Origin of the sequence: Neisseria sp. 74A18 (genome assembly GCF_001308005.1) — a bacterium.
Classification (GTDB): domain Bacteria; phylum Pseudomonadota; class Gammaproteobacteria; order Burkholderiales; family Neisseriaceae; genus Neisseria; species Neisseria dumasiana.
In genome coordinates, this window is the sequence record NZ_LGZA01000020.1 from 1 (window position 1) to 14,726 (window position 14,726).

General features: G+C 44.5%; 13 protein-coding genes and 1 pseudogene. 9 read left to right on the forward strand and 5 right to left on the reverse strand.

The features are described 5' to 3' along the window. Nucleotides 1-107: pseudogene (locus tag AKG43_RS12765) on the forward strand (IS1595 family transposase); the annotation flags it as partial. 229 nt (nucleotides 108-336) lie between these two features. Here AKG43_RS12765 and tssC read toward each other — a convergent pair. After that, complete coding sequence (tssC, locus tag AKG43_RS07380; protein ID WP_054599928.1) at nucleotides 337-1,875, reverse strand: type VI secretion system contractile sheath large subunit; 1,539 nt, start codon at nucleotides 1,873-1,875, stop codon at nucleotides 337-339. Nucleotides 1,876-1,912: 37 nt separating this feature from the next. Next, the gene (tssB, locus tag AKG43_RS07385; RefSeq protein WP_054599929.1) at nucleotides 1,913-2,413 is read right to left on the reverse strand and encodes a type VI secretion system contractile sheath small subunit; all 501 of its coding nucleotides are present in this window, start codon (nucleotides 2,411-2,413) and stop codon (nucleotides 1,913-1,915) included. Nucleotides 2,414-2,569: 156 nt separating this feature from the next. On the opposite strand from tssB, the gene tssK reads away from it, so the two are divergent. The 8 genes from tssK (at nucleotide 2,570) to AKG43_RS07425 (ending at nucleotide 12,633) form a co-directional block, all read left to right on the forward strand. Continuing rightward, on the forward strand, nucleotides 2,570-3,973 hold the full coding sequence (tssK, locus tag AKG43_RS07390; protein WP_231718130.1) for a type VI secretion system baseplate subunit TssK: 1,404 nt from the start codon (nucleotides 2,570-2,572) through the stop codon (nucleotides 3,971-3,973). A gap of 17 nt (nucleotides 3,974-3,990) precedes the next feature. Continuing rightward, nucleotides 3,991-4,650 carry a DotU family type IV/VI secretion system protein gene (locus tag AKG43_RS07395; RefSeq protein WP_054599931.1) on the forward strand — a complete coding sequence of 220 codons (660 nt, stop codon included), beginning with the start codon at nucleotides 3,991-3,993 and terminating at the stop codon, nucleotides 4,648-4,650. Between the two features lie 13 nt (nucleotides 4,651-4,663). Then, on the forward strand, nucleotides 4,664-6,322 hold the full coding sequence (locus AKG43_RS07400; RefSeq protein WP_054599932.1) for an OmpA family protein: 1,659 nt from the start codon (nucleotides 4,664-4,666) through the stop codon (nucleotides 6,320-6,322). Nucleotides 6,323-6,474: 152 nt separating this feature from the next. Next, nucleotides 6,475-6,963 (forward strand): Hcp family type VI secretion system effector, encoded by a 489-nt coding sequence (locus AKG43_RS07405; RefSeq protein WP_054599933.1) that lies wholly within the window; start codon nucleotides 6,475-6,477, stop codon nucleotides 6,961-6,963. A 61-nt stretch (nucleotides 6,964-7,024) separates the two neighbouring features. Beyond that, a complete protein-coding gene (gene tssH / locus AKG43_RS07410) occupies nucleotides 7,025-9,799 on the forward strand; it encodes a type VI secretion system ATPase TssH (RefSeq protein WP_054599934.1) in 2,775 nt (924 codons plus the stop codon). A 387-nt stretch (nucleotides 9,800-10,186) separates the two neighbouring features. After that, nucleotides 10,187-10,693, forward strand: a complete 507-nt coding sequence (luxS, locus tag AKG43_RS07415) for an S-ribosylhomocysteine lyase (RefSeq protein ID WP_054599935.1) — start codon at nucleotides 10,187-10,189, stop codon at nucleotides 10,691-10,693. A 465-nt stretch (nucleotides 10,694-11,158) separates the two neighbouring features. After that, nucleotides 11,159-11,635 carry a hypothetical protein gene (locus tag AKG43_RS07420; RefSeq protein WP_054599936.1) on the forward strand — a complete coding sequence of 159 codons (477 nt, stop codon included), beginning with the start codon at nucleotides 11,159-11,161 and terminating at the stop codon, nucleotides 11,633-11,635. Between the two features lie 158 nt (nucleotides 11,636-11,793). Then, on the forward strand, nucleotides 11,794-12,633 hold the full coding sequence (locus AKG43_RS07425; RefSeq protein ID WP_054599937.1) for a hypothetical protein: 840 nt from the start codon (nucleotides 11,794-11,796) through the stop codon (nucleotides 12,631-12,633). A 239-nt stretch (nucleotides 12,634-12,872) separates the two neighbouring features. On the opposite strand, the gene rnhA is transcribed toward AKG43_RS07425, so the two are convergent. From rnhA to AKG43_RS07440, 3 genes are all read right to left on the reverse strand, one after another. Beyond that, the gene (rnhA, locus tag AKG43_RS07430; protein WP_054599964.1) at nucleotides 12,873-13,313 is read right to left on the reverse strand and encodes a ribonuclease HI; all 441 of its coding nucleotides are present in this window, start codon (nucleotides 13,311-13,313) and stop codon (nucleotides 12,873-12,875) included. Between the two features lie 102 nt (nucleotides 13,314-13,415). After that, nucleotides 13,416-13,787: a VanZ family protein gene (locus tag AKG43_RS07435; RefSeq protein ID WP_054599965.1), complete on the reverse strand. Its 372-nt coding sequence runs from the start codon at nucleotides 13,785-13,787 to the stop codon at nucleotides 13,416-13,418. Between the two features lie 2 nt (nucleotides 13,788-13,789). After that, nucleotides 13,790-13,993 (reverse strand): hypothetical protein, encoded by a 204-nt coding sequence (locus AKG43_RS07440; RefSeq protein ID WP_054599938.1) that lies wholly within the window; start codon nucleotides 13,991-13,993, stop codon nucleotides 13,790-13,792. Between the last annotated feature and the right edge of the window lie 733 nt (nucleotides 13,994-14,726).

The window sequence follows — 14,726 nt, forward strand, 5'->3', positions numbered from 1 at the left end:
TCGACCGAAAATCTTTTCCTCTGTTCTTGAAAGAATGTGAGTTTCGTTTTAACTTCGGGACACCAAAGCAGCAGTTAAAAACTTTGCGGCTTTGGTGTGGTGTTTAGGGCTAATCTACTTCAGCCCCTTAACTTTTACGACGGCGTTGCTTCGCCTTAGCTCAAAGAGAACGATGGTGTAAGCCGCTGAAGCGCGCCGACCGTACTGTCTGCGGCTTACTGCCTTGTATTAAAAATTAAGTGGATTAACTATAAGAATAAAAAGGCCGTCTGAATTTTCAGACGGCCTCGTATAAAAAAGCACTCTTCATCAGAGTGCTTTTTGCATAACCAAAACTTATTTCTTTTCTTTCGGCATTTGTGATACCAAAGACAAGTTCACATCCAAGCCCTCAATTTGGAAGTGCGGGCGGGCATACAAGCGCACTTTGAAGAAGCCCGGATTATCTTCGATATCTTCAACAATCACTTTGGCCTCTCTCAAGGGATGGGTAGCTTGCAATTCATCGCTCGGATCGGTCATTTCCGTTACCAAACCGCTAATCCAAGTGTTCAACTCCAATTCGAGCATGCGGCGGTCTTTAGTAGTGCCGATGTTTTCACGTTGAATCAGCTTCAGGTAGTGAGCCAGACGCGACAGCAAGAATACATACGGCAAGCGTGAGTTGATGCGGCTGTTGGCCGTTGCCTCTTTGGTTTCAAACAAAGCCGGTTTTTGTGCCGAGTTAGCAGAGAAGAAGCAGGCGTAATCACGGTTTTTATAGAATGAGAGCGGCACAAAGCCCAAGTTGGCAAATTCAAATTCACGCGTTTCGGGAATCAATACCTCAGTAGGAATTTTCACCTGATTTCCTGTGCCCAAGTCGTACATATGAATCGGCAAATCCTCAATCAAACCGCCTGCCTGCGGACCGCGAATCTGTACACACCAGCCATTGTTAATAAAGCTGCGAACCATATTGGCAGCAAAGGCGAAAGAAGCATTCGCCCACAGATAACGCTCGTGATCATTGCCTTTAACCTGCTCTTCATAATTAAAGCTGCGCACCGGCACTGTATCGCTGCCATAAGGCAAACGGGCGAGGAAGCGCGGCAAAGTCAAACCGATGTAGCGTGAATCTTCACTTTCGCGGAAGCTCTTCCATTTAATGTATTCGGCACGGTCAACATAACTGGCAATATCCTGAATCGCAGCCACTTCTTCCATATGCTCTTTACCGAAAAATTCCGCACCTACCGAACCGATAAAAGGCATGTGCGCAGAGGCTGAAACACGGGAAATATTGCGGAGCAACGCGATATCCTGCGGATTTCTGCCGAATTCGTAATTGGAAATAATGGCACCGATCGGTTCTCCGCCCGGCGTATCGTATTCCATCGTATAAGTATGGCGGTAAAGGCCGCTTTGTGAAATTTCTGGCGCATCTTCAAAGTCTTGCACCAAATCTTCTTTAGAAATATCCAGAATTTCGATTTTTACGTTGCGACGGAAATCGGTGCGGTCAACCAAAAATTTCAAACCGCGCCAACCCGATTCCACTTTCTGAAATTCTTCGTTATGCAGAATTTCATCTAATTGCCGGCTGATTTTTTCATCTATTCTAGAGATATGATAATCCAATAAACTACGGTCAAGACGTTCCACTTTTTGGGAAGAATCCTGCACCATTTTCAAAAATACGTTAACCGCCGCCGCAATCCTTTCATCGGCAGAAGATTCCGACATTTTCTCATTGCTTTGGAACTTCTCGATATCGATAACAGAATCAACGGTATTTAAATTGATTTTTTGGCAAAGTGTTTCGTAAATATTACCGCTTTGAATATTTTCAGTTTTTTCAACAACCGCTGTTTTAGCCTGCTGGACTTTTTGCATTTTATTTTCCTTGTTCAATATTCTCACGTTGCTGAAATTACTTATCAACCGGCGCGATTTTTTCCAACTCGTTACGCAGTTCTTTAGATAGCGATTCATCTTTCAAAATCGTTTCCAGCTCACGGCGGAAACCGGCGTCATCAAGCAAATTGGATTTCAAATCACGCAACAGGTTACGCATTGCCAGCAAAGCACGCAGTTCGGGAACGCTTCTGGCAATCTGTTCGGGATGGAAATCGTCCATCGAAGTGAAGTTCAGATCCACGTTCAAATCGCTGCCGTCGCCGGCCAAAGTGTTTTTAACGGCGATATTCACTTTCGGGTTGTAATCGGCAAGAACCGAATCAAAGTTGTTTTTGTTTACGTTAACTTTTTCACGCTCTGCAAGCGGGCGGTGATCCTGTCCGTTACTGTAATCGCCCGCTACCAATAATTTAAGAGGCAGTTCCACCTTCTTCTGCGCTCCGCCCGTATGCAAATCCAATTTGATATTAATCCGCGCAGGCGGTACTTCGTTTTGAAAACTCTTGCTACTCATGATCGTCGTTATCCTAAAGATTGTTGTTTAAATCATACAAAGATAAAACCTTGTACACGTTTTAAAAAACCATACCGCGGCAATGAATCAATATCCTATTCGCTCAGTTTTGAAAATATACCGCTAATTATTTATTTTGAGTATATGAGCTAAGATATGCTATTGTCCAGAAATGATGATTATCGGTTATTTTTTAGGAATAAAGCAGTCGTGAAAATTTACAAACCATTATGGGAAGAAGGCATATTATTGTCACCCCAGCATTTTCAACAACAAAATCAATATAATGATTTTGTAGCGGCTACTATGCTGAAAACAACAGGGGCGTTTAATTGGGGAGTTGTGCAGCAACATCTTGATCACAAAGCACTTGAAGTCGGAAAAATCAAAATCGATTTCATACAACTGTGCCTGCCCGACGGTATTGTTTTAGATACCCGTTTAAGCAACGATATTATTGAAGCCCGTCCTTTAGATATCATTCCGGAGTCGGCCAAAAATGTTTTGGTTTATCTGGCTGTTCCCATTTGGCAAAGCCACACCTCGAATTTGTCGGGCAAACAAGACACTGCAGGCGCACCACGCCGTTTCAAAAAATATTTTGAAACGGTTTCCGATTTATTTTCAGACGAAGAAGTGGAAATTGCCGTCGAGCAATACAACCTCCAAATCAGATTCGATTTTGAAGACAACGACAACTATATTTTATGCCCGGTTGCCAGATTGTCTAAAAACGAACACGGAAAATTCACTTTCGACAGCCGCTATGTTCCCCCTTCTGTGCTGCTTGAAAGCTCGCCTTATCTTGTTGAGCTTTTACAAAGGCTTAAGTCTTTATTATTTTCACGCATACACAGTTTGTCGGCACGTCGGAAAGCCCGTAGCGAAGATCTTGTAGATTTCTCCGTTTCCGATTCGACTTTGTTTTGGTTTTTGCACAGCCTCAACAGCGTGTATCCCGAAATATCGCATCTTGAACTGCATCCGAACCACCATCCCGAAGAGTTGTACAAGCTGATGAGCAGACTTTTAGGGATGTTGTACACCTTCCGCATCTCCGAATCCGTTGAAAACATAGACAACTACAACCACTTAAATTTATATAAAACTTTCAATAATTTAGAAATAAAAATTCGAGACTTGCTAGACGAAGTGATTCCATCCCCCGTTATTGAAATCAGTTTGGATCACTTCAAGCCGACGCAATGGAGAGCACAGATATTCGATAGCCGCATTGATGGTTCGGCAGAATTTTTCCTGTCTGCACACTCTGAAACCTTATCGTTCCTCGACCTTCAGAAACAATTGCCTTTAGTCAGCAAAGTCGGCGCACCTGATGATGTGGAAAGAGTTATCAACACCGCTGTGTTGGGCGTGCCTTTGCAATTGTTGAATCAAGCGCCGGCAGGCTTGCCGGTACGCATGGACAATGTTTATTTCCGATTGGATAAAAACCACCCTGCTTTCAAACGCATGTTGGAATCTCAAGCATTCAGCATCTATGTTCCGGCATCTGTTACCAATTTGCGTTTAAGTTTATATGCTGTTGTAAACCTTTGAGTGAAAGAAACCCATAAATGAATAATCAATTTTTAATCAGAAGCAGCCTGCGGGATACCGCGATTGCCGTTGCCACTCTCTCTTCCGGCGCCACACCCGAAACCGCAGCTACTTGGCACGAATATGGAAAAACATTGGTTGCGCAATTCAAAAACCATCTGCACGAGCATGGTTTTTCATCAGAAGAAATCGATGCCCTATCGTATGCCCAATGCGCCCTTCTGGATGAGATGGCATTAAAACACCTTCAAGGGCAAGACCGGGACGTTTGGGAAATGGAACCTTTGCAAGTCCACTTTTTCCAGTCTTATCACGCAGGGGATGTTTTGTGCGACAGAATCGAAAAATTATGCTCAGAAAAAACGCCCGACAGCAAAATTGCCGAAGGATATTTAAGTATTTTGAATTTAGGCTTCAGAGGCCGATATGTTTTAGATGAGCAGGAAGCGCAAAAGTGGCGCAACGAGTTAAGCCGTTTTGTGCCCAAGCCCGCTTATTCCGCCGATACTTCAGACGGCCACTTTTTCTATTCAGACTACAAAGGCACATTGCTGAAAAAAGGTTTCTCTTTCAATCCGGGTTGGGTATTTGCCTGTTTATTGGCTATTACCGTTGTAACGTATTTTATATACGATTTTTATTTGAGTAATTTAGCGCAACAAATCACAACCAAATAAGCATAACTGAAATATGGATTCAAACCGCTATACTTTTTTATCCTTGCTGCTGGCCTCCGGGCTGGCAGCTTTCTGCATCATCGTTTTTTATATCGACACCCATTGGTTGATAAAAAGCGTTGCCCTTTTACTAATCGTAATCGGCTGTGTATCGCTATGGTTTTTCAAAAGAAAAGAATTTCTTTCAAAAAACACGGGCTATCAAGGTGAATGGTTTGACATCCGCAACCAGATTAAGAACCTTGAGCAGACAGTTAAGTTTATTTTCATTTTGGATACCGACTTAACGGATAACAAAGTTAATGTTTCAGACGGCATCGCCTATATTCCAGTAAACAATTCGGAATATCTAAACAAAATAGCACTCGGATTAATGGATGAATACAAAAGCAAACCTCTTTTTTTGGGGTTGGCTCTGGTATGTCGTCCTGCAAAACATAGCGATATAACCCCTCTACTGAAAAACTGGCTGAGAAATATTCTTTTTCTGCAAAAAAACATTGATGCTTGCGTTCCTGTAAATCTGATTATCAATATGCCTGCAGATTTTTTAGGGGTGAATGAATTTTCAGAACCTGTGTGGTTTGCACAAAAATTAAACACGGGTATCCAAGAATCAAATCTGCCCAAGCAGTTTGAAAGCTTTCAACAACATTTGGCATCAGAATTTATCCATAATCACAATATTCTGAACAACCAACATTATATTCACCTGATCGAAGCACTTGATTGCTTAAAACAATATTTCAACCATCAGCATGATATAGGTTGGTCTTATATCGATGTACGCAGTATCGGCCTTGTTAACCGTTCAGACGCCACTCCGCATTCCCAATGGCATAAATTTATCTCAAACCGTACAGGCAAACTGAATATTCAATACTCAAATATCCGGAAGGTTTATCCATCCTATACGCTGCATTTACCCGAAAAAATTATCGGTCGGGATTCTTTCCATCAAACCAACTGGCTGCAAAAACTGTTATTCAAAATATCTTCAATCATAGTTGCCGCCATTTGTGTAGCCGTTATGTGTTCAGGCTATAACAATGCCGCTTTTCTTAAAGGAATACAGGCACACGTTAACGACTTTAAAAACAAAGAAAATCTTTCCGAATCCGAACGTCTGAAAGTAACCGATACCCTATATGCCGAGCTGAATATGCTTAAACGTTACCAAAACGAAGGAATTCCTACCCATTACGGTCTCGGCCTTTACCACGGTAACGACTTAATCATCAGCCTGGAAAAAATGCTTACCCCTTCCAAGCCTGCCACGCCGCAGCCCACGCCTAAGAAGGAACCGGTGGTATTGACGATTGACAGCCTTGCCCTCTTCGAATCAGGGCAATACGAATTAAAAGCCAATGCCAACAAAGCGTTAATCAAAGTGATCCGGGCAATTGAGGAGCAGCCTGATACACAAGTCATTATCGAAGGCCATACCGATAATGTCGGCAACCCGGCAGCCAACCAGAAATTATCCGAGCAACGTGCCGTTGCCGTGCGCGATTGGCTGGTTATTTCTTCCAATATCCCTGCCAGCCGCTTTGCAACCAAAGGTTACGGAGATACGAAACCTATAGCCGATAATGAAACCGAACACGGCAAAGCACAAAACAGACGGGTTGAAATCACCTTGATTCCCAACGAAATGATTAATCACAAATGACATCTGTCTTAAAAATATGACTTTCGTCTAAAAAATAAATTTAATATAGATAATTTCATTAGAATAAAGAAAGTTTACCAATATGCTTATTGGGCAAACTTTCTCCCTTTCAGGGAGTATCTTAACCTTCCTCATTACACAAGGAGTAATATATGGCAATTCCTGCTTATATGTGGCTGAAAGACGACGGTGGCTCTGCCATTAAGGGTTCTGTAGATGTAAACGGCCGTGAAAACAGCGTTGAAATCGTTGAATTCCAACACAACGTACGTATTCCTACTGATGCAAACACCGGCAAATTAACCGGCACCCGCGTACACGAGCCGATCGTTTTGTATAAAGAATACGATGCTTCTTCTCCCTACTTGTTTAAAGCGGTTACTACCGGCCAAACTTTAAAAGAAGTAGAGATCAAATGGTATCAAATCGACGAATCCGGCCAAGAGAAAGAGTATTTCAATACCAAGCTGGATAACGTTAAAGTGGTAGGTGTTGCACCTGTAATGTACAACATCAAAGATCCGCAACGCGAGCGCTACAACCACTTGGAGCGCGTAGAATTGCGTTACGAAAAAATCACTTGGACTTACAAAGACGGCAACATCATCCACTCTGACAGCTGGAACGAAAGCCGCGCTTAAGCCGCTAAAGTGCTGCCCACCGGCAGCACTTTTTATTAAACACATTAACTAGAGAATTATTATGTCTGCTCAGAATCAAGCCATGCTTCTCCGACGTTTGAACCATTACTGCCAACAGGCTATGGAAGCGGCGGCCAGTTTATGTCAAACCCGCGGTCATGCCGAAATTACCGTCGACCACCTATTTATCAAACTGTTGGAGCTGGATGAAGGCGATATTGTATCGATTCTCCGCCGCTATGAAATCAATTCAGACGGCATCTGGAATCCCCTTCTGGCAACCATGGACAAACTGCCCCGAAATGTGCGCGGCAACCCCAGCCTGTCCAAATCATTGGTTGCACTATTGTCTGATGCCTGGCTGCAGGCTTCTGATGACGGCAGCACAGAAATCCGTTCCTCACACCTTTACATTGCTTTATTAAAATCACCCTACCGCTTAATGAGCCAAGATGCCTGGCCGCTTTTCAGCATCACCGAAACACAGATAGGCCGTCTGAAAAACTGGCTGGACGAAGTTTCTACCGAAGGCATCCAACACACAAGCGATGCGGCGGAAAACGCCTCATCTGCAACAGCAGGCAATACCGAATCAGCCGCTTTTTCCGTTGCCCAAAACCACCAAAACGAAGCCTTGGCCAAATTTACCGTTAACCTTACCGAAAAAGCACAAAAAGGCGAGATAGACCCTATTTTCGGAAGAGAAACCGAAATCCGCCAGATGATCGACATTCTGCTGCGCCGCCGTAAAAACAATCCCATTTTGGTCGGCGAACCCGGTGTCGGCAAAACTGCATTGGTAGAAGGCTTGGCATTGAAAATTGCAGCCGACGAAGTGCCTGCCATTTTGAAAGACACTCAATTACTGGTATTGGATTTAGGCTTGCTGCAAGCCGGAGCCGGCGTGAAAGGCGAATTCGAACAACGCTTGAGAAACGTAATCGAAGCCGTTCAAAACGCTGAAAAATCAACATTGCTGTTTATTGACGAAGCACACACTTTAATTGGTGCGGGCAACAGCGCCGGCGGCGCCGACGCCGCCAACTTGCTCAAACCCGCATTGGCCAGAGGCGAATTGCGCACCATTGCCGCAACCACTTGGAGCGAATACAAACAGTATTTTGAAAAAGACGCCGCCCTAGAGCGCCGTTTCCAAATGGTTAAAGTGGACGAACCCGATGATGAATCGGCCTTTACCATGCTGCGCGGCTTGAAACAGCACTATGCCGCCTACCATAACGTACATATTCAAGATTCCGCCATCGTGGCAGCCGTTCAACTTTCCCGCAAATACATTACCGGCCGCCAACTGCCCGACAAAGCAGTTGATTTGTTGGATACGGCTTCTGCCCGTGTCCGCATGAGTTTGGACACCGTACCGCATCAGTTCAGCCTGATGGATGCCCAAGCCGCATCTTTGCAACGTGAAATTGAAGCGTTGAAAACCGATGATTTATTAAGCCAAGCAACCGAATCAGAGCAAGAAAAAATGGCTTTGGCCCAGCAAGAACTCGACGAACTAAATGCCAAAAAAGCAGCATTAACTGCACGTTATGAAGCAGAAAAACAGCTGGCCGATAAAGTGCAGGAATTAATCGCAAAAATCAAACACCCCGACACCGATGAATCCGCTCGCATTCACGCGAAAGACGAATTGCACGCAGCCCAAGCCGAATTGGAAAAAATGGCTTCAGACGGCCAAAGTTTAATATTTACCAGCGTTGACGAAAGCGTGATCGCCAACATCATCGCCGACTGGACCGGCGTGCCGACAGGCAGCATTCTCAAAGACGAACTGGCCAACCTGCTGCAATTGGAAAGCATCATGTCTAAGCGCGTGGTAGGCCAAGACGAAGCCGTCCACGCCATTGCGCAAAGCCTGCGCGCCGTTAAAGCCGGTTTGAAAACCAATGAATCCCCGTTGGGCGTATTCCTGCTTTCCGGCCCATCCGGTGTCGGCAAAACCGAAACCGCATTGGCATTGGCCGATGCTTTATTCGGCGGCGAAAAATCTCTCATTACCATCAATATGTCTGAATATCGGGAGGCTCATACCGTATCACAACTGAAAGGCTCTCCTCCCGGATATGTCGGTTACGGGCAAGGCGGCATCTTAACCGAAGCCGTCCGCCAAAAGCCTTACAGCGTGGTTTTATTGGACGAAATTGAAAAAGCCCATAAAGATATTCTCAACCTTTTCTATCAGGTGTTCGACAAAGGCATCATGCGGGACGGAGAAGGCAGGGAAATCGACTTCAAAAACACCGTTATTTTGATGACTTCAAACCTGGGTGCCGACGAACTGCTCCAGCTGCTCCAACCTGTTGAAGACGCTCCGGCAGGACAGCCCGAAACAGAAGGTTCATCCACTCCGGAATCTACCGAATCCGAACAAAAACAGCCCGAAATGCCGGAAGAAGACAGCAGCACGGAAACACCGGAATACACGCAGGCAGAACTCCAAGAAGCTATCCGCCCTATTTTGGTAGATCATTTCCAAGCCGCATTGCTGGCGCGGATGCAGGTTATACTGTACAGACCGTTGCAAACAGAAGCCTTGGCTGAAATCGTGCGTCTCAAGCTCAATAAAGTAGCGGCACATCTGCACGAACAACATCAAACCAAACTGGTGTACAGCGATGAATTTGTTCATCTGATTGCATCTTCCTGCACAATCAACGACAGCGGCGCCCGCAATATCGACCACCTGCTCAACCAGCAAGTGCTGCCGGTTATTGCACAAAGCTTCCTGCAATGGCAGCAAACCGTCGGCCACCCGCCCAAACAGGCAACATTGGCGGTAGCCAACGGCGAGATTGATGTATTGTTTGAATAACGATTGTTCAACTTCCCAAATGCTTGTGCCGGCTTTTACACAACGTCTCCAAAATGCTTCAAAAGATTGGATGTATTGTGAAAAAACCGGCACAAGCTTTTTCACTCGTTCATACAGCCGGACACCTTTGTAACATCTCCGTATGCGGATGCAGTTCGAAGCATAGCAGCGCAATAAACACATCATATTCGCAAATAATCTCAACTTGCTCCGTCGTTGCTGCATCTCCGACGGAGTTCTTGCAAAAGCCCCACCTTATCTGCCCGGCCATTCGTTTTCAGACGGCCTCACCCGCAAAAAAATGTTATGATTCTGCCAAACTCAATGCCTGCTGCCAGATACGCTTGTTGCAGGCTCGCGAAACCGATATTTGAAAAGGAAGTTACCATGCCATTGCTGGACAGTTTTAAAGTCGACCACACCCGTATGCACGCTCCGGCGGTGCGGGTAGCCAAAACCATGCGCACGCCCAAAGGCGACGATATTACCGTATATGATTTGCGTTTCTGCGTGCCTAACCGTGAGATATTGTCGGAAAAAGGCATACACACGTTGGAACATCTGTTTGCCGGATTCATGCGCGAACATTTAAACGGTGAAAACGTAGAAATTATCGACATTTCACCAATGGGCTGCCGTACCGGCTTTTACATGAGCCTGATCGGCACCCCCGATGAGGAACAAGTTGCCGCAGCTTGGCTTGCTTCTATGCAAGACGTTTTAAACGTGCAGAATCAAAACGAAATCCCCGAATTAAACGAATACCAATGCGGCACTTATCAAATGCATTCGCTGATTGAGGCACAAGACATTGCCAAAAATGTGTTGGAGCGCAAAATCAGCGTAAATAAAAGCGAAGATCTGATGCTGGACGAGCGTTTGCTCAATTCATAAACACCAAAGCAAACGATACCGTGCGCTTTTACGGCAACCGGTATCTTTAATCTTCTGCATCAAGGCCGTCTGAAACCATTCAGACGGCCTTGATGTATTGGCCACTGCCATACCCAACCAAAATTTTCCTATATAACCAAATCAACTCACTTTTACTCCAGCATTGTGGCACCTTGCCATTATAGTTAAGTAGATTGACTATACTTGTGTTGTCTGCTGCTTGCTGCCTAGTATCAAAAATAAGTTTATTCGCGATATGGGCTCTTTTCAAAACCCTATGATTTTTAATCCAAAAGCATAAAGCATAGCATTTCACTCAAGAATTTACTCAATTAATTCCCATTTAAAACATAAGCTTATAAAATATATTACTAATAATAACAATTATCATTTGCAAGACAGCATTTTTTCCGTATAATGCACATCAACGGTTCAGCACATGAACAGATGCAAAAGGAGAAAGAAATGCCTGAAAGTATTTTTAAGCAGATTTCTCTCGATATTCTGAGATTGCACCAAAAAGCTGTGCGTTCACTGCTGGCAACACAATGTAGCGACTGTCCGGAAATCCATAGCGCAGTGTTTATCACGCTAAACGGCAGATATTACGTTTGGCTTGAACACAACCCGCAAAACGAACCCGATACCGGCATTCTGCTCATTGAAACCGAAGACGCCTCTACCCGCTTAAGCTGGATCACTTCAGCCCGTACCGTAGAGCAAAAAGACAAACTGCACCAACGCGTTACCGCAGCACTACAACGACATTTGCGTGCAACCAAAGAAACATTTATCCAAGCTGCAAACAGCCGCCTGATCGAACTTACCCCCCGTCAAGGCCGCTTAACTACAGCAGATAATCGGGATTATACGCTTTCGCCTTCCGACTTAATGAAGGCTTTATATCCGGCAAAACAAACAATAGAAGAATTTGCCCTGTAAAAGTTTTGGTAGTGGTTTGTGTTCCTTTTGCGCCCCCTAGTGGGGCGGTTTTTTTGGTTCACGATTCCGCGCAACAAACTTTATTGAAACAAAACATAACGCTTTTAAAAACAGCCATACCGATTTACAATCGGTAAAAATATTCCAAAAGAATAAAAATGGCTCGTTTTTACAATATCGCACTTCTTTGCTGTGCTTTTCTGCCAGGTATCCGCACCGCTTCAGCCGAACCAATGCACAACCGCATCCAATTTTCTGTGGGTGCAGAAAATTACCTAGAAACCTATCGAGAATACAGACACGGCTCCCAACGCATTATGCAGCAGCGCGGCAAGTTATGGTCTGTTTCGGCAGGCATGGCATACCCGTTCAACCGTTACCATAGCGCAAACCTGAATGCCCGTTATGCCCAAGGCAAGTCGGATTATACTGGAGGCATAACGGCCAATCATGAAACGTCCGCCACACCTTACGGCTCTGTTTCCTACCATAATACGCCCCGCAAAGCCTACCATATACAAGCCGCTTACCAATACCGTTACCCGATTGGTGAAAAAACATCGCTTTTGTTGGAAACAGGCTTAGGTTACCGTGTACTTAAAGACTTACCCCGCAAACAAAACGAACACGATTACGACCGCCAAAACCAAACCGTTTACGCCCGCGCAGCGGCCGGCCTGCACATTAAGCTGCCACGCTCGTTAGAACTCACACCGTTGGTGGCGTACCATCATGTACTTCACAGCCGACAACACAGCTACAACAACCGCTTTAACGTCACATTAAAACAAAAAAACGGCAAAGGTTTCGAAGCAACCCTGCCTTTATCGAAGCGTTTTTCTGATCAATCCGCAGTAAGCATCGGCCCGTTTTACCGGGGATGGAAAATATTTGATTCCGATACCGGCTACATTCGCAACGGCAACCAAACCCTTTCCGTTATCGAGCCCAAAAACTATACACACGAAGCAGGGTTAAGACTGGAATACCACTTTTAAACCGAAAGCTTTATGAAAATAGCTTTATACAGTCAATAAGTTGGAGCTGGCAGAAATACCCGTCCTGTGATATTTATTGTAAAGACATAAAAACTGCTTAGCCAAAACCATTAAAAAAGATACACATAAAAATGCGTATCTTTTTTTAGTTCGGTAAAAATATTCTATAAAGGGGAAAACAGCCTTCGCGCGGCTGCATTAAACCGAAAAGGGTTTTCCCCAAAATTTTCAGACGGCCTCTAGCCTGTGTATAACCCAACTCCCCTATTGGCCAACTCATCCGCCCGTTCGTTTTCTGCATGACTGGCATGCCCTTTCACCCAAGTCCAACTGACATGATGCCGGCCGACCAAACCGTCCAATTCCCGCCACAAATCCTCGTTTTTTACCGGCTGCTTCGAAGCCGTTTTCCAGCCGTTTTTCTTCCAACCGTAAATCCAACTCTCCATGCCGTTTTTCACATATTGCGAATCCGTACAAATCTGCACATTGCAAGGCCGCTTCAATGCTTTCAGCCCTTCGATAACAGCGGTTAACTCCATTCGGTTATTGGTTGTTTCCGCCTCGCCCCCGAACAATTCTTTCTCATGATCACCATAACGCATCAACACGCCCCAACCGCCCGCACCCGGATTGCCCTTACATGCGCCGTCCGTATAAAGATAAACCGTTTTTTCCATATCAATCTGCTTTACTTTTGATTGAGCCATCATATCACAGGCCGTCTGAAAAGCTTTTTTCAGACGGCCTCAATACTGCCTAAGCACTTGTTATTAAAGTCGTTAAGACTTCAAGAGCTTGGCCTCTCTCACTTTACTTGCCAGCCACAAAGCCGCCGCCACTCCGAAAACATCTGCCAAAACATCCGCCAAACTGCCTTCTCTGGTTGTTGTCCACACAGCTTGCGCCACTTCGCTTCCCACCGCAAACAGCATAGCCAAAACAAATAACATCCGATAAGGAATCGGTTCGCCTTCTGCAATAAAAGCCTTTGCACACAACCAAGTTTGGGCAAAAAAGAGGGCGAAATGCGCTACTTTGTCAAAATGGCGGAACGGCGGCGCACCGCCCGAATCACGCAACAGCAAAAAATACACCCCGGCAAAAAACCACAACACGGCAAAAACAGTATAACGGTTGGCAGGCAGCCTAATCATTAACTCTCCTCATCCAGCCACGTTTGGCATTGCGCAGCCAAACGGGCAAATTTACCCCCACGTTTGGTTAACACATCGCGCCAAGTCTCAACTTCTTGAATTGAAGGCGCTTCATCCAAACTACATTCATACAAAAAGAAATCCAATGTTTCGGCAACAGCTGCCGGAGCTTCGGTGCTCATTAGTTCCAAAAGTGGCGTCATATTTCACAATAAGAATAAAAAGCAGATTGAACCGGCTGAAAATCCGCATGTTTTTTTCAAAAGAGCCGTTCTGATTGTCAAAGCAGATATTCTATAACGAACTCAATCAAACAAAATCGAATCTTCAACATGCAACCGCTTAAATCTGCCTGAAATAATACAACGAAAAAAGATAAAAAAATGCACACAATCGTAAGATTGTGTGCCAAGTCTACAAAGGAGAAATAGAGGAGAAACTATCAGCTGACTACTCAAATCAGCCAACGTCGCGAATTATGCCCAAGCATTTGAGCTGCGTCAATATTTTTATTTATATAATTTATCAATTCAGCCATTAAAATTATTTATAAGACTCTATTTTTCTGCAGCTTTGAAACCAATCATAGGGTATCGGATCATCTTAATATCAGAAATATCTTACATGTTCGCAAACGAATAAAAACGATGAATATAAATCCTGCTTTTTTTTAGAAACAACAAACCAAATCTGCCAAACAACCTTCAACATGTTTTATCTCAACCGTTGGGTTACGATGGCTACATTCATAAAAACTGCTTCGCAACCTAAACTGCTATCAAAGCATATTATATTAAGTGCATGATTTATATAAAAATATAAAATCATTTATCCTATAAAACCTTCAGGCAAAAAAATGCGCATAGCCCGTTAGGGTATGCGCCAAGTCTACAAAGGAGAAATAGAGGAGAAAACATCAAGCTGCACAAAGCAACC